The organism is Erwinia sp. TECH1 (genome assembly GCF_054057575.1).
Window position 1 is genome coordinate 1,638,768 of sequence record NZ_JBSRZK010000001.1, and the last position, 15,014, is coordinate 1,653,781.

At 58.2% G+C, this 15,014-nt stretch carries 17 protein-coding genes; 11 read left to right on the plus strand and 6 right to left on the minus strand.

Annotated features, from left to right (window positions below; translation table 11 throughout):
• Positions 1–54: 54 nt before the first annotated feature.
• Positions 55–603, plus strand: a complete 549-nt coding sequence (idi, locus tag ACVWZ0_RS07700; RefSeq protein ID WP_253454801.1) for an isopentenyl-diphosphate Delta-isomerase — start codon at positions 55–57, stop codon at positions 601–603.
• Here the strand turns inward: idi and ACVWZ0_RS07705 are convergent.
• On the minus strand, positions 572–2,062 hold the full coding sequence (locus ACVWZ0_RS07705; RefSeq protein WP_253454800.1) for an MFS transporter: 1,491 nt from the start codon (positions 2,060–2,062) through the stop codon (positions 572–574). The two genes, idi and ACVWZ0_RS07705, sit on opposite strands and share 32 nt — an antisense overlap.
• 183 nt (positions 2,063–2,245) lie before the next feature.
• Between ACVWZ0_RS07705 and osmF the strand changes: the two genes are divergently transcribed.
• The 4 genes from osmF to ACVWZ0_RS07725 are packed head-to-tail and all read left to right on the plus strand — an operon-like array spanning position 2,246 to position 5,988.
• Positions 2,246–3,163: a glycine betaine ABC transporter substrate-binding protein OsmF gene (gene osmF, locus ACVWZ0_RS07710; RefSeq protein ID WP_253454799.1), complete on the plus strand. Its 918-nt coding sequence runs from the start codon at positions 2,246–2,248 to the stop codon at positions 3,161–3,163.
• Positions 3,164–3,177: 14 nt separating this feature from the next.
• Positions 3,178–4,332, plus strand: coding sequence for an ABC transporter permease (locus tag ACVWZ0_RS07715; protein ID WP_253454798.1), 1,155 nt, complete (start codon positions 3,178–3,180; stop codon positions 4,330–4,332).
• A complete protein-coding gene (locus ACVWZ0_RS07720; RefSeq protein WP_253454797.1) occupies positions 4,329–5,261 on the plus strand; it encodes an ABC transporter ATP-binding protein in 933 nt (310 codons plus the stop codon). The genes ACVWZ0_RS07715 and ACVWZ0_RS07720 overlap by 4 nt, the downstream gene beginning before the upstream one ends.
• A 1-nt stretch (position 5,262) precedes the next feature.
• Positions 5,263–5,988 carry an ABC transporter permease gene (locus ACVWZ0_RS07725; RefSeq protein WP_253454796.1) on the plus strand — a complete coding sequence of 242 codons (726 nt, stop codon included), beginning with the start codon at positions 5,263–5,265 and terminating at the stop codon, positions 5,986–5,988.
• Here the strand turns inward: ACVWZ0_RS07725 and ACVWZ0_RS07730 are convergent.
• A complete protein-coding gene (locus tag ACVWZ0_RS07730) occupies positions 5,975–6,079 on the minus strand; it encodes a protein YohO (protein ID WP_125288804.1) in 105 nt (34 codons plus the stop codon). The genes ACVWZ0_RS07725 and ACVWZ0_RS07730 overlap by 14 nt on opposite strands.
• A 132-nt stretch (positions 6,080–6,211) precedes the next feature.
• On the minus strand, positions 6,212–6,943 hold the full coding sequence (locus tag ACVWZ0_RS07735; protein ID WP_253454795.1) for a MerR family transcriptional regulator: 732 nt from the start codon (positions 6,941–6,943) through the stop codon (positions 6,212–6,214).
• A 217-nt stretch (positions 6,944–7,160) separates the two neighbouring features.
• Between ACVWZ0_RS07735 and ACVWZ0_RS07740 the strand changes: the two genes are divergently transcribed.
• The 6 genes from ACVWZ0_RS07740 to ybiB all read left to right on the plus strand — a co-directional run bounded on the left by ACVWZ0_RS07740 (position 7,161) and on the right by ybiB (position 12,801).
• On the plus strand, positions 7,161–7,691 hold the full coding sequence (locus tag ACVWZ0_RS07740) for a GNAT family N-acetyltransferase (RefSeq protein ID WP_253454794.1): 531 nt from the start codon (positions 7,161–7,163) through the stop codon (positions 7,689–7,691).
• Between the two features lie 152 nt (positions 7,692–7,843).
• The gene (locus ACVWZ0_RS07745; RefSeq protein ID WP_253454793.1) at positions 7,844–8,116 is read left to right on the plus strand and encodes a type II toxin-antitoxin system RelE family toxin; all 273 of its coding nucleotides are present in this window, start codon (positions 7,844–7,846) and stop codon (positions 8,114–8,116) included.
• Between the two features lie 70 nt (positions 8,117–8,186).
• Entirely contained in the window at positions 8,187–8,555 is a 369-nt protein-coding gene (locus ACVWZ0_RS07750) for a helix-turn-helix domain-containing protein (RefSeq protein WP_253454792.1), read from the plus strand.
• Between the two features lie 187 nt (positions 8,556–8,742).
• Complete coding sequence (locus ACVWZ0_RS07755) at positions 8,743–9,519, plus strand: DUF3750 domain-containing protein (protein ID WP_253454791.1); 777 nt, start codon at positions 8,743–8,745, stop codon at positions 9,517–9,519.
• A 127-nt stretch (positions 9,520–9,646) separates the two neighbouring features.
• On the plus strand, positions 9,647–11,809 hold the full coding sequence (gene dinG / locus ACVWZ0_RS07760) for an ATP-dependent DNA helicase DinG (RefSeq protein ID WP_253454790.1): 2,163 nt from the start codon (positions 9,647–9,649) through the stop codon (positions 11,807–11,809).
• Positions 11,810–11,829: 20 nt separating this feature from the next.
• The gene (gene ybiB / locus ACVWZ0_RS07765; RefSeq protein WP_253454789.1) at positions 11,830–12,801 is read left to right on the plus strand and encodes a DNA-binding protein YbiB; all 972 of its coding nucleotides are present in this window, start codon (positions 11,830–11,832) and stop codon (positions 12,799–12,801) included.
• A 196-nt stretch (positions 12,802–12,997) separates the two neighbouring features.
• On the opposite strand, the gene ACVWZ0_RS07770 is transcribed toward ybiB, so the two are convergent.
• The 3 genes from ACVWZ0_RS07770 to ACVWZ0_RS07780 form a co-directional block, all read right to left on the minus strand.
• Entirely contained in the window at positions 12,998–13,150 is a 153-nt protein-coding gene (locus ACVWZ0_RS07770; RefSeq protein WP_253454788.1) for a hypothetical protein, read from the minus strand.
• Positions 13,131–13,706, minus strand: coding sequence for a hypothetical protein (locus tag ACVWZ0_RS07775; RefSeq protein ID WP_253454787.1), 576 nt, complete (start codon positions 13,704–13,706; stop codon positions 13,131–13,133). The genes ACVWZ0_RS07770 and ACVWZ0_RS07775 overlap by 20 nt, the downstream gene beginning before the upstream one ends.
• Positions 13,707–13,801: 95 nt before the next feature.
• Positions 13,802–14,956: a M20 aminoacylase family protein gene (locus ACVWZ0_RS07780; RefSeq protein WP_253454786.1), complete on the minus strand. Its 1,155-nt coding sequence runs from the start codon at positions 14,954–14,956 to the stop codon at positions 13,802–13,804.
• Positions 14,957–15,014 lie beyond the last annotated feature (58 nt).

A 15,014-nucleotide genomic window follows, 5' to 3' on the forward strand; every position in this document is an offset into this window, starting at 1 on the left:
CACGGCCGCCAAAGATATGCCACAATTATCTGAGATAATTCTTAAGAGGTGTGCATGTCTGCAATCGAAGTTATCCTGGTCGACGACCAGGATCGCGCCATCGGTCGAATGGAAAAGCTTGAGGTTCATCAGAAAGGATTGCTGCATCGCGCGGTCACCGTTTACGTGTTTAACTCCCACCATCAGCTGCTGCTGCAACGGCGCGCCAGCGGTAAATACCACTGCGGCGGGCTGTGGAGCAATACCACCTGCGGCCATCCTTACCCGGAAGAGTCGACGCGACACGCGGCCGAGCGACGCCTCAATGAAGAAATGGGGTTATCGCTGAGGCTAGAACCCATGTTTGAGCTGAGCTATTACCTGCCGCTGGCAAATGGCCTGATCGAACATGAATATGGTCACGTCCTGTTTACCCTGAGCGATGAGCTGCCGCAGCCTAATCCGGAAGAAGCGGACGACTGGCGCTACGCTTCGCTGCCGGAAATTCAGCAGGAAATGGCGGCGCACCCCGAGCGTTTTACGCCGTGGTTTCTGCATACCTTCGCCCGCATCCCCGCCGAATTTGCCCGCTTTACTGCGGCCGCGCTGGCGGTTCAGCCGTAAAATCCTCGGCGTCCACGTCGTAGCCTGACGGCTCCCAGCGTACCAGCAGCAGCGCCAGCAGGCCCGCCAGCGGCGCAAGGCCGATAACCCAGAACACGTTAGTGCCCAGCGCCGCCGACAGCAGCGGAAACAGAAACAGCGACAGGGTAGAGCTGCCGCGCATCAGCGTCTGGTTCATACCCACGCCCACGCCGCGTAGCGAGGTTGGATAGCTAAGCGAGGCAAAAGTCATGGTATGCGAGCCTGGCCCAAAGCCCTGGCCCAGCAGAAACAGCGCCAGCATGGCGACAGACACCGCCGCCTGCGTGCCGTCGTCCGGCCTGCCCACCAGCGCCAGGCCGAGCAGCGCCACAAACTGGCAGCCGTAGCCGGCTACCGTCATCCGCCAGGTGCCCAGACGCGGCACTAAACGTACCGCCAGCAGCCCGCCAACAAAGGCGAACAGCAGATTCAGCGCCAGCGAGACCAGGATGGTGGTCAGCATCGACTGCGCCAGAAAGCTGGAGAGGATCACCGGCAATCCAAACGCAACGGCGTTATAGGCGAAAGCCGAAGCGACGGCGGTAACGGTAGCGAGCAGCGTACGACGCAGGTAAATGCCCTTAAACAGTTCGCCATAGTTGCGCCAGCTGGCACGACGAACCGGCACGGCGGGCGTCAGATCGGCTTCTTTCGCCACCTGCGCATTGATGCCGTAAGAGCGCCGTAAAATAGCGGCCGCACCATGCAAATCGCCCTGGTTAGCGGCCCAGACGGGCGATTCGCTCATATAGCGACTGCGAACGGCGATAATCAGCAGCGCGGGTACCGCGCCAAAGCCCAGGATAATCCGCCACAGCCAGCCCGCCTGTGCTTCCGGTAGCACCGAGTAAAAAAACAGCACCAGCAGATAAGAGACAGAAATAGCGGCATACCAGGTAGGGCACCACATGGCAATGCTGGCCGCCTTGTTGCCTCGTCCTTTCAGCTTTGAGAACTCCGCTAAAAAAGCCATCGCGACCGGCAGATCGATGCCCACGCCCAGCCCCATCACAAAACGCGCGCCCGCCAGTACGTATTCGTTTGGCGCAAAAGCGCAGGCCAGCGCGGCCACCACAAAGAAAAACATATCGGCCATAAACACGCGGTAGCGGCCAATTTTATCGGTGAGATAGCCGCCAATCAGCGCGCCGACGATAGCGCCAAAGGCAATAGCGGAAGCCACCATGCCTGCGCCCGCAGGCGTCAGGCCAAACTCTTTGGTTACGTCCTTCATGCCAAACGCCAGCGCGCCCAGATCGTAGGCGTCCAGAAACACGCCACCCAGCGCAATCGCGATCACGATATGCGCATTGCTACGCGCCTGGGTACTGTTGTTGACCAGCGTTGCAACGTCCGCAGCCTGACGGATAAACAACGTTTCGCCCGTTGGCTCGCTCCCTGCCGTGGCGACATGCGATTCAGCCGTTAAGTCAGTCATGAGGTTATATTCAGTTTTAGTGGTGTGGTTTGTGAGCATACTCCCGGCGCTGGCAGAGTTAAATTCCCGCTCGTTATAAGTTACAACCAAACGGTGCAATGTAATTTAGTTGTAAGGCGGCGGTTTTAAGTGGTTAATTCTTCAGCTACTCTTGAAGCTGAGTCGATAACAGGGAAACGCGAAATGGCTAAAAGCATAAGATTGGGCGGCGCGCTGGCGCTGGCGGTTTGGCTGGCGATGGCGGGCGGCGCGCAGGCGGCGGAGGCGGTAAAGGTCGGGTCGAAAATTGATACGGAAGGTTCGCTGCTGGGCAACCTGATTTTACAGGTGCTGGATAAACACGGCGTAAAAACCGTGAACAAAATTCAGCTGGGAAATACGCAGGTCGTCAGGGGCGCCATCACGGCGGGCGAACTGGATATCTATCCGGAATATACCGGCAACGGCGCTTTCTTCTTCCACGACGAGAAAAACCCCGCCTGGAAAAATGCCCAGGCAGGCTATCAGCTGGTTAAGAAGCTCGACGGCGAGAAAAATCATCTGATCTGGCTGACGCCGTCGCCCGCTAACAATACATGGACCATCGCGGTACACGGCGATGTGGCGCAGAAAAACAAGCTCGCCACGCTGGCCGATCTCAGTGCCTGGCTGAAAAGCGGCGGCGAATTTAAGCTGGCGGCCTCGGCGGAGTTTATCGAAAGGCCCGACGCGCTGCCCGCTTTTGAGCGTGCCTATCAGTTTAAGCTGGATCAGGATCAGCTGCTGTCGCTGGCGGGCGGCGATACGGCCGTTACGCTGAAAGCGGCAGCGCAGCAAACCTCCGGCGTTAACGCGGCGATGGCTTACGGCACCGACGGCCCGGTAGCGGCGCTTGGCCTGCAAACGCTGAGCGATCCCAAGGGCGTGCAGCCTGTATACGCGCCGACGCCGGTTATCCGCGAAGCGGTGCTGAAAGCGTATCCGCAAATCGGCGACTGGCTGAAGCCGGTTTTCGCCTCGCTGGATGAAAAAACGCTGCAGCAGCTTAATGCCAAAATTGCGGTAGAAGGGATGGACGCGAAAAAAGTGGCCGCCGACTATCTGCAACAGAAAAATCTGTAGCCACGCGCGGCAAAATGACTATTCGGGTACATAACCGCGTTACGTTGACGCTGGCGCTGCTGCTGACGGCAGCGCTGACGGCGCTGCCGTTTCTCAACTGGGCGCCGAACCGGCTTGTTTCCGGTCAGCCGCTTGGGCTGCAACAGGTAGCCAACGGCCTGGGCTGGTGGCTGTTGCTGCCCGCATTGTTACTGATGCTGCTCGCTTTTTGGCCGCAGAAGCGCGCCAGCCTGGCCTTAACGCTGCTCTGTAGCGAAACGCTGTTTATCGCGCTGATCGCCGCTGGCGGTTATGCGGCCGCCTCGCTGGCGCAGCAGGGCCATCCGCTGGCAAGAACCTCTCTGGGCAGCGGCTTCTGGCTGGCAGCCGCGCTGGCGCTGCTGATGGCGACAGATGCCATCAGCCGTTTGACCCGACAGGCGTTATGGCGTTTGCTGCTGAACGCGCAGATCTGGCTGCCGGCGGTCTTTTTGCTGCTGAGCGGCCAGCTCGACGCGCTTTCCCTGCTGAAAGAGTATGCCAACCGGCGCGATGTCTTCGACCAGGCGCTGTCACGACACCTGCTGATTTTGGGCGGCACGCTTTTGCCGGCGCTGCTGATCGGCGTGCCGCTGGGCTGGTACTGCTGTCGTCGTCCGGCCATACAGTCATCGGTTTTCGCCACGCTGAATATCATTCAGACCGTGCCTTCCGTCGCGCTATTTGGCCTGCTTATCGCCCCGCTCAGCGGGCTGGCGCGCGAGTTTCCGGCACTGACCACGTTAGGCATCAGCGGCATCGGTATGGCGCCCGCGCTAATCGCGCTGGTGCTCTATGCGCTGCTGCCGCTGGTGCGTAGCGTCGTGAGCGGATTGCAGAACGTGCCGCAAGCGGTGATTGAAACTGCGCGGGGCATGGGCATGAGCGGTGGCCAGATATTCCGCCAGGTCGAGGTGCCGCTGGCGCTGCCGGTACTGCTTGCCGGTCTGCGCGTCACGGCGGTGCAAACCATCGGCATGGCGGTTATCGCCGCGCTGATCGGGGCGGGCGGCTTCGGGGCCGTCATTTTTCAGGGCCTGCTCAGCAGCGCGCTGGATCTGGTCATGTTGGGGGTGATCCCTGTTATCGCCCTGGCGGTGGCGGTGGATACGTTATTTAAGCTGTTGCTCTCCGGGATACAACGCCAGTGATTGAATTCAAAGAGGTGAGTAAATATTTTGCGGGCAAGGCGGCGGTCAGCGATTTGACGCTGCATATCGCCAAAGGCGAATTTACCGTGCTGATCGGCACGTCCGGCTGCGGTAAATCGACCACGCTGAAGATGATTAATCGTTTGATCGAACACGATAAGGGCGCGATACGTTTTGGCGGCGAAGAGATCCGTCGCTTCGACCCGCAGGCGCTGCGGCGGCGAATGGGCTACGTTATCCAGTCCACCGGGCTTTTCCCGCACTGGACGGTAGAAAAAAATATCGCCACCGTGCCGAAACTGCTGGGCTGGAGCAAGCCGCAAATCGACGCGCGCGTCAGTGAACTGCTGGCCTTGCTGAATATGGAAGAGACGTTTCGCCATCGCTATCCGCATCAGCTTTCCGGCGGGCAGCAGCAGCGTATTGGCGTGGCGAGAGCGCTGGCAGCCGATCCGGAAGTGCTGCTGATGGATGAGCCTTTCGGCGCGCTCGATCCGGTGACTCGCGCCATGCTTCAGCAGGAAATTGCCCGTATTCATCGCCTTTCCGGCAAGACGATAGTGCTGGTAACGCACGATATCGACGAGGCGCTGGCGCTGGCAGACCGGCTGGTCTTAATGGACGGCGGCAAAGTGGTGCAGCAGGGCACGCCGACGGCGCTGCTGACAAAACCCGTTAATGACTTTGTGCGTCGCTTTTTCGGCCAGAGCGAATGGGGTATTCGCCTGCTTTCGCTGGGGCTGGCAGGCGAGGCGGCGCGGCGAGACGAATGGCTGGAGGAGGAAGGCATTGCGGAAACGCTGACGCTGCGCGAAGCCCTGTCGCTGTTTATCGCACGTGGAACCGACCGGCTGGCGGTACGGGACAGCAATCAGCAGCCGCTCGGCGTGCTGCACTTTGCTGATTTACTGCGGCAGAAGAAGCCATAATATGCGCCTGCTTCGCGATCCGCTCCTCTGGCTGATTTTACTGTTTGTAGCGCTGCTGCTGCTGATGCCCTATAGCGGCCCGCTGTTCGCGCGCGCTTTTCCCCAGCTCGACAGGCCGCTTTACCAGCAGGAAAGCTTTATCCGGCTGGCGCTGGCGCATATCCGGCTGGTGGCGTTCTCCAGCTTCGCTGCGGTGATAGTGGGTTTGGGCGCCGGTATTGCGGTAACGCGCCGGGCGGGAAAGGCGTTTCGCTCGGTAGTAGAAACGCTGGTGGCCGCAGGCCAGACCTTCCCGCCGGTGGCCGTGCTGGCGCTGGCGGTGCCGGTTATCGGCTTTGGCGAACAGCCTGCGATGGTCGCGCTGCTGTTGTATGGGCTGCTGCCGATCTTACAGGGCACGCTGGCTGGTATTGACGCGGTGCCGCCGACTTTGCGCGAGGTGGCGGCGGGCGTCGGTATGAGTCCGCGTCAAATACTGTTTAAGGTAGAGCTGCCGCTGGCCGCGCCGGTGATCCTGGCCGGGATCCGCACTTCGGTGATTATTAATATCGGCACGGCCACCATCGCTTCAACGGTGGGCGCTAACACGCTGGGATCGCCGGTGATTATCGGGCTGAGCGGCTTTAATACCGCCTATATCTTACAGGGAGCCTGCCTGGTAGCGCTGCTGGCGATCGTGACGGACCGCCTTTTCGAGCGCCTGCTACGGCGGTTTAAGCGCGAATAAGGATGGTGTAGCCGGTCAGCATGACGCCGCCGATACCGCCCAGCGCCATCATTAAGAAGATAAAAATTACGCCGATTTTCTGCCAGTTCATACCGTTATCCGCCTGCCGTAAAAAAGAGAGCAAAGTATATCGCTTTTACTGAGCGGACGTTAAGCCTTTGCTGGTTTTTAGCAGGAGAAAACGGACGAGGCCAGCAGGGCGCTGGCGACGATGACCATAAAGCTATGCGGCCTGATGCGCCACGGCGTAGCCCTGTTCCTGCCAGTGGGCGATCTGCTCCTGCTGGCGGCGCGTCAGAGGTTTGCCGGTGAAAATAAACAGCTGCTGGCCGGGAAAAAGTTCAGGACGCGGCATCTCCAGCGGTTCGGCCAGCACTTCCATACGCCAGCCCTGCTGCGACAGACGCCAGGCCTCCAGCCAGATGCGCGTACGATCTTCCGTGCCCCAGCCGATAATCAGCGCATCCTTGCCGGGCTTCTTGCGGCTGCCTGCAAGGCAGAAGGTCACGTAATCGATCAGGATGCCGTCAAGCAGGCTGCACATCGTTCTGGCCGTATTTTGATCCAGGTTCAGTCGCTGGCGGATAGGAATAAAAACATGGTCAATCAGCGCCGCCGCCGGATGTTCCCGACCGGCCGTTGCCACTTTTGCTCTGAGCTTAGCGGGCCTGACGTGACGCAATACCGTCATCATCTCTTCCTGTAGCGTCATCCAGCCGTCGTGCGCGTTAACGCTTTCGCCTTCCAGCAGCGCTTTAACTTTGCCTACCGGTACGCCGCTCTCTATCCAGCGTTTAATCTCTTCAATACGCTGTATATCTTCATCATCAAACTGACGATGGCCGCCTTCGGTGCGCTGCGGTTTCAGCAAACCGTAGCGGCGCTGCCACGCACGAAGCGTAACAGGATTTATCCGACAGCGTTCGGCGACGTCACCAATACTGTATAAAGCCATGCCTTTCCTTAAACCTGTTTGACTCCCCTGAGCCTAACCAACTCTCTATTGTTGTACAACTATTATTTAATTGTACAACTTGCCGGGCGAGGCGCCACGTCGTATATCTTATTGAAACGCGGCGGGAAACCCTCAGTCTCCGTCACGCACGATAACGGTAGTCTACCCGTTAATCCACGTGTCGCCAAAGCACGATTTACAGGACGATCTGCTACTTATGACCACTATCACTTATTCGCTTCTTACCGCAGAAGAGGCCGCTAAAGGCCAGGATGAATTATACAATGTATTGAGCGCTTGTGTTGCGCTGGGCGCCAGTATCGGCTTTGTCAGTAACGAACCTGCACCTATGAAACAGTTCTGGACAGGGGTAATCGCCAGCCTCGCCAGCGGCGAAAAGCGGCTGCTGGTTGCACGTCGACAGCAGGAGATTGTCGGCACGGTCATCGTAGAATTTTGCGGCAAGCCAAACGGCTCTCATCGTGCAGAAATCGCCAAATTGCTGGTACATCCTGATGCCAGACGGCAGGGCATCGCTCGTGAGCTGTTAGGCCGCGCTGAACGGCTGGCGGAGCAGGAGGGCAAAACGCTGCTGGTGCTTGATACGCGCTCCGGTGATGCGGCCGAGCAGCTTTACCTGGCGCAGGGCTGGCAGGTTTGCGGGCAGATCCCGTATTTTGCTCTCTCGACCCGTGGCGAACCGGAAGCGACTACCGTTATGTACAAACAGGTCACGGCGGGTGTATAGCTACAGCCCTCGCAGTCCCGGATACAATAGCCGTCGCCAGTTTTTATAGATAAAAACACGACGTAGTTCTATTTTTATGTTGTTCTCATAGAATATAATATCTATATTTATCGAGTTTGATAAGGATGTATCCTTTAAAAGGTGGGCAAGGAATGCCGGAACTGAAATGGCGCAAAGCAGCGCGGAAACAACTTCTTGCTATCAAAAGCAAAAGCGACAGAGAAGCGATTAACGCAGCGGTGAATGAGTTAAAAAATTTTCCGCTGCACACGCCAAATCTGGACGTAAAGCCCTTGACGGCAGGTGAAGCCGATTACCGGCTAAGATGGGGTAACTATCCGGTATTATTCGACTATGTAAAAGACGGGGAACCCAAAATCATTGCCATCCAGCAAATTGCGAGGCGTACCAGCAAAACTTATTGAATAAAATTCGATTTGCCGAATTTGTCTTAAATAACTTCATTATTGCCGGTCTACTACAATGAGAAACGATATGATTGAATTCATCACTGACAGCGCCGGAAATCGCAAGGCGGCAATAGTGCCAATAGCGCTATTTGAAAAACTAACGCAAAGCGCCGATCTGGCTGAATTATGGGAATCAGTACCCTATGTTGCGGGAAAAAATGATGATGCTTTTATCCCCGGCGAGGTAGTCGATATTTCTGTGCAAAAAGGCGTAACGCTTCATGCGGCGTGGCGTCTTTATCGTGGCCTGACCCAAAAGCAGGTCGCTGAGGCGCTGAACATTACTCAGGCTTCTGTATCAGCCATGGAAAAAAGCGAGAGACCACGCAATTTTAATTTGCACAAGCTGGCGGAGCTGTACGGTTGCCAGCCAGAGCAATTAACTGACGAATAACTAAAAGGCCGGGCAACCGGCCGGTTTTTGTGAATTTTACTCACGACGGCATGCGGTGGACAAAGATTGAATGCCGCGCCGGTTTTCAGTAATGTGATTCTGCTCACACCTTAAGCGACAGCATGCTGCTCGCTGATGTTATCCCACTCTCTGATCCGACCCGCAGCTGCGGGCAGCCAAAGGTATTATGTTCCTTGTAAAAGTGATAGGTATCAGTTTTATCTGTATGCTGCTGCTCTCTTTCGCGCAGAGCTACGTTAAGGCGACCCACAGCGGCGTCGCCATCAATGGCCAACATTGGTCCACAGCCAGACGTGATTCGGCAGAGATGGCGCCCGATCCGCAGAAGTTTATCGATACGGCCATCGTGCAGGTTTATACCGCGCCGACCTTTGGCTGGCGTGGACTGTTCGCCGTCCATCCGTGGATCATTTTTAAAAAGGCCGGCGAGAGCCAGTATCACCGCTACGAGGTGGTCAGCTGGGGCAGCAGCAACGTTATTCGCCATAATTACGCTTTGCCCGACGGCTACTGGTTTGGCGCTAAGCCCAGACTGCTGGTCGATCATCGCGGCGAACGCGCGGCGGCGATGATCCCGGCGATCGAAGCCGCTATCGGCAGCTATCCCTGGCCGCACAGCTATCGGGTCTGGCCCGGCCCCAACAGCAATACTTTTCTGGCCCATATCGGCAGAGAAGTGCCGGAGCTGAAGCTCGATCTGCCTGCGAACGCCATCGGTAAAGATTTCCGCCCGCTGAGCCGTCCGGTGGGGCTGCCCGCCTCAGGCAAAGGCTTGCAGGTTTCACTGCTGGGCGTGCTTGGGCTGACGCTGGGTGCGGAGGAAGGCGTGGAATTTAACGTGCTGGCCTTTAATTTCGGCATCGATTTTAAGCATCCGGCGCTGCGGCTGCCTTTTACCGGCAGGCTGGGCACCAATAAAATCGAAACGGACAGCGGCGAGTAAATTCGGCCCGTCAGCAGGCGCGGACAGCACCAGGTTGCGAGCCGCGCCGCAGGATTAACCTTCAGGGACTATTGCTGAACGAAATACTGTGTAAAAATACAGGCCGTTTCAATAAAAAGTGATTGATATGGCGCTAACTGCCGCGTTAAAAGCGCAAATTGCCGGCTGGTACAAGGCTCTCCAGCAGCAAATCCCCGATTTTATTTCCCGAGCGCCGCAGCGGCAGATGATTGCCGAAGTGGCGAAAACGCTGGCGGGCGACGAAGGGCGCCATCTGGCGATTGAAGCCCCGACCGGCGTCGGCAAAACGCTCTCCTATCTGATCCCCGGTATCGCCGTCAGCCGTGCGGAAGATAAGCCGCTGGTGGTCAGCACCGCCAACGTGGCGCTGCAGGATCAGATCTTCACGAAAGATCTGCCGCTGTTGCAGAAGATCATCCCCGATCTGCGTTTTACCGCCGCGTTTGGCCGGGGTCGCTACGTCTGCCCGCGCAACCTGTCCGCGCTGGGCGGCGATGAAGAAAAGCAGGGCGATTTGCTGCTGTTTCTTGATGATGAAATGACCGCCAGCAAGGATGAGCGGGCGCTCTGTACTACGCTGGCGAAAAACCTCGATCGCCATCAGTGGGACGGCCTGCGCGACCACTGCGAAGAGACGATTGAAGATTCGCTCTGGCAGCGCATCAGTACCGATAAAGCCAACTGTCTGGGCAGCAACTGTCACTGGTTCCGTGAATGCCCGTTCTACCTGGCCCGGCGGGAAATCGAAAACGCCGACGTGGTGGTGGCTAACCATGCGCTGGTCATGGCGGCCCTGGAAACGGAATCGGTGCTGCCGCCGCCGAAAAATCTGCTGCTGGTACTTGATGAAGGACACCACCTGCCGGACGTGGCGCGCGACGCGCTGGAAATGAGCGGGGATATCACGCCCGCCTGGAGCACGTTACAGCTCGACCTTTTCTGTCGTCTGGTTGAACAGTGTATGGCGCAGTTCCGGCCGAAAAAGCCGCCGCATCTTGGCAATCCGGAGCGGCTTAAAGCCCACTGTGAAGAGGTGCGCGAGCAGCTGCAACAGCTGTCGCAAATCCTGGTGCAGCTGTTGCCGCCCGGCAATCAGGAAGGCGAATACCGTTTCGAGATGGGCCAGCTGCCGGAAGAGGTGATGACGCTGTGCGCGCGCCTGTTCAAACTCAGCGACGGGCTGCGCGGGCTGGCAGAGGCGCTGCTGAACGATCTCAGTGAAAAAACGGGGCAGTTCGACGTAGTGCGCCTGCACCGTACGCTGATCCAGATGAACCGCGCGCTGGGCTGGTTCGAGGCCAGCAGCAAGCTGTGGCGGCTCGCCTCAATGGCGCAGGCCTCCGGCGCGCCGGTGTCCAAATGGGTGACGCGTGAGCTGCGTGAAGGTAACCCGCACCTGCTGTTTCACTGCGCCGGTATCCGCGTCAGCGAGCAGCTGGAAAAACTGCTGTGGCGTAAAATCCCGCACGTGGTGCTGACCTCGGCCACGCTACGCTCGCTGAACAGCTTTCAGCGCCTGCAGGAAATGGCGGGCTTGAGCGAAAAGCCGGGCGATCGCTTTGTCGCGCTGGATTCGCCTTTTAACCACGTTGAGCAGGGCAAGCTGATTATCCCGCAGATGCGCTACGAGCCGATGCTGGCTAACGAAGTGGAACACCTGGCGGAAATGGCGCACTTTTTCCGCCAGCAGATTAAAGAAGGCAAACACAAAGGGCTGCTGGTGCTGTTTGCCAGCGGGCGGGCGATGCAGCAGTTTATCTCTTACCTGCCGGAGCTGCGGCTGATGCTGCTGGTGCAGGGCGACAGGCCGCGTCCGGCGCTGGTGGCGCTACATCGTAAAAAGGTGGAGCAGGGCGAAACCAGCGTGCTGGTGGGCCTGCAATCCTTTGCCGAAGGGCTGGATCTGAAGGGTGACCTGCTGTCGCAGGTGCATATCCATAAAATTGCCTTTCCGCCGGTGGACAGTCCGGTTATTTTGACGGAGGGCGAATGGCTGAAAAGCCTGAAGCGCTATCCTTTTGAAGTACAAAGCCTGCCGAGCGCCTCCTTTAACCTGATCCAGCAGGTGGGCAGGCTGATCCGCAGCCACGACTGTTTCGGCGAGATAGTGATTTACGATCGTCGTTTGCTGACCAAAAGCTATGGCGCGCGCCTGCTGGGCGCGCTACCGGTTTTCCCCATTGAGCAGCCGCCTATGCCGCCGGGGGAGCCGCCAAAAGCCGTTGCGGCCGTACCGGGTAAGAAAACCGTACGTCGCCGCCGTCGCTAACCACCCAACAGAGCAGAAGCATGGACTATACAAAAATTATTAAAGAGATCGGCCGAGGGAAAAATCATGCCCGCGACCTTGATTTCGCTACCGCCAGCGAGCTTTACAGCCGGATGCTGGCGGACGAGGTGTCGCCGCTTGAGATGGGCGCTATCCTGATTGCGCTGCGAATCAAAGGCGAGGGCGAGGAGGAGATGCTCGGCTTTTATCAGGCCGTACAGGCGCGCGTGCTGAAACTACAGCCGCCTGCCAGCCTGCCTATGCCGGTGGTGATCCCAAGCTATAACGGCGCGCGTAAACAGGCGAACCTGACGCCGCTGCTGGCGCTACTGCTCTCCCTGCTCGGTTTTCCTGTGGTGGTGCACGGCGTTAGCGATGACCCGACTCGCGTTACCAGTGAGGCGGTGTTTGCCGCGCTGGGCGTTAAGGCGGTATCGGACATGCAGGAAGCGCAGCAGCGGCTGGAAGAGGGCAAACTGGTCTTCGTGTCGGTTGAAACGCTTTGCGCGCCGCTGGCGCGGCAGCTCTCGCTGCGCTGGCTGCTGGGCGTACGCAACAGCGCGCATACGCTGGCGAAGCTGCTGACGCCGTTTGGCGAAGATGCGGCGCTGCGGCTTTCCAGCGTGTCGCACCCGGAATATATCCCGCGCGTGGGCAAATTCTTCCAGGCCATCGGCGGCCGCGCGCTGCTGCTTAACGGTACGGAAGGCGAGGTTTATGCCAATCCGCAGCGCTGCCCGGCGCTGAACCTGATTGCCGGAGAGGAGCCAGAGGTGCTGTTACCACGCCAGCCGGAAAGCCATATCGCCCGCGACGCGCTGCCTGCGGGTAAAGAGGCTGAAACAACGGCTGAATGGATCAGGCGTTGCCTCAATCGCGAAGTAGCGGTACCGCAGTCGCTGCGTCAGCAGATCGCCTGCTGTTACGTCGCTACGGGCCGCGCGGTGGACGTAGAGAGCGCGCTGGAGCAAATCGCGAAGGCCGGATACTGAGCCGGACCGGGCGTTTTAGCCAGGGCGGCGATAAGCTGTTTATCGGGGAAACGATTTTGCCGGGCTGAGGCTGAACGTTTCGCCTGACTGAGATTGAACGCTTCGCCGGGCTGAGGTTGAACGTTTTGCCGGATGGATGGCTTCGCCGGGCAGGTAAGCGTTCGAAAGGTAAGGCTTTGCAAGCCTTACCTGGCGGTTACGCATCCGGCCTGAAAAAAATAACGGATGCGCTGCGCTTTTTGTCCTGCTTCTGAAAGTGCTCATAAACAGCTTTCATCCGCCGGGCTTTAAGCGCGATGGCCTCTTCCAGCGTCAGCGGCCTGGTGGGTTTATCTGAGTTTAACGGCATAACCCCTCCTGTGAGGATCAAGGTTTGGGTAAACGGCGGCTATCCGCTGCGGCTGGCTTCTGCTGAGCTGTAGTATTCGCAAGCGATAAGCTCGTGAAAGCAGTTCGTCAAAAGCCAAAAACGTATAGCAATAAGGCCGGTACGCAGTGTAGTGCTTGTCGATTATATAATCAATAATGCAGTTCAGAGCCTGCGCGCGCTGACCCCTAAATCGCCTTTTAAAAAAGGGCGTGTCGGCTTCGATATTATCCAGGCTGTCAAAAGCGATATCATAACAGCCGCCCTTCAACGTTAGCCTGTGCGGTCGTTTACCTGTCAGTAGCCCCTGCGGCAAATTAATAAGTGAATCCTCAACCGTAACAATTTCCGTTAACTGCACCAGGTAAACGCCCGCTTCGCCTGCCTCAACCCGATATAACATGGCGTGTCTGCCATCCGGCAGTACGCTTCGCGTTCTGTGCATAAATCCCGCCTTCCCTGAAAAATCTGCCGTCAGGATAAAGCGGTTTGGCCGTGAAGTCAGCGACGTTTTCATGAAGCGGAACAGGTCACGCAAAGTTTTTTACGTGCCTGCCTGCTTCTTGCATTCTTTTTTGAAGTGGATCTAAAAAGCGAGGCAGCCTTCCCGTCGGGCCGGAAAGCGCATGGCGCTTATCCGAGCGGCAGAAGCTTTTCCGCCAGCGCCGTCCAGAACGTAACGCCTTCCGGGATAACATCATCGTTAAAATCGTAGCGGGCGTTATGCAGCGGAGCAGAAGGCACCTCGCCGTCTGCACCTATCCAGAAATAGGCACCGGGGCAGGCTTCCAGCATGCAGGCAAAATCTTCCGACGCCATTGATGGGCTGGTTTCCCAGTGCACCTGTTCTGTCGGCAGTAATGCCAGCGCGCAGTCGCGAACCTGCTGTGCGGCGGCGGCGTGATTGCAGGTCACCGGGTAATCGGTCAGGTAGTCAATGCTGCCGTCAATGCCCAGCGGCGCGGTAAAAGTAGTGACAAAGTCGTCAATCATGCCGCGCACCCGGCTACGCACATCGGCCTGCAGGCATCTTAGCGTGCCGCGAAGCACCACGCTTTCCGGGATAACGTTAATGGCTTCGCCGCCATTAATTTGCGTGATGCTGACTACCGCAGAGGAGAGCGGCGACAGGCGTCGGGCCGGGATAGTTTGCAGCGCAAGAATGAGCTGCGCGGCGGCTACGATCGGATCTGCGCCGTTTTCCGGCATCGCCGCGTGGCAGCTTTTCCCGCGCAGCGTAATTTCGAAAGCGTCCAGCGAAGCCATCATGGGGCCGCTGTTCACCGCCACATGACCGACCGGCAGGCCTGGCCAGTTATGCAGGCCGTAGATAGCGTCCATGGGAAACAGCGTAAACAGGCCGTCGGCGACCATTTTTCTGGCACCGCCCAGGTTTTCTTCCGCCGGCTGGAAAACAAAATGCAGCGTGCCGCTGAACCGCCGCGTGGCGCTGAGATGTTTCGCCGCCGCCAGCAGCATGGCCGTGTGGCCATCGTGTCCGCAGGCGTGCATCACGCCAGGCTGCGAGGAGCGCCACGGCGCATCGCCCAGCTCGGTGATGGGCAGGGCGTCCATATCCGCACGAAAACCGATAGCGGGACCGGGACCGTTCTCCAGCGTGCCCACCACGCCGGTGCCTGCCAGGCCCGTATGCACCTGCAAACCAAACTCGCGCAGCAGCGCCGCTACGCGCTGTGAAGTCTCATCTTCGTGATAGCCCAGCTCCGGCCTTAAGTGAAACTGTCTGCGCCATTCAATGGCTTCCTGAATCAGCGAAACGGGGATCATATCTTCTCCTTTGCGGACGATAAGCCGGAAGGCGAGCGCGGCACTGCTGCCTGACAGG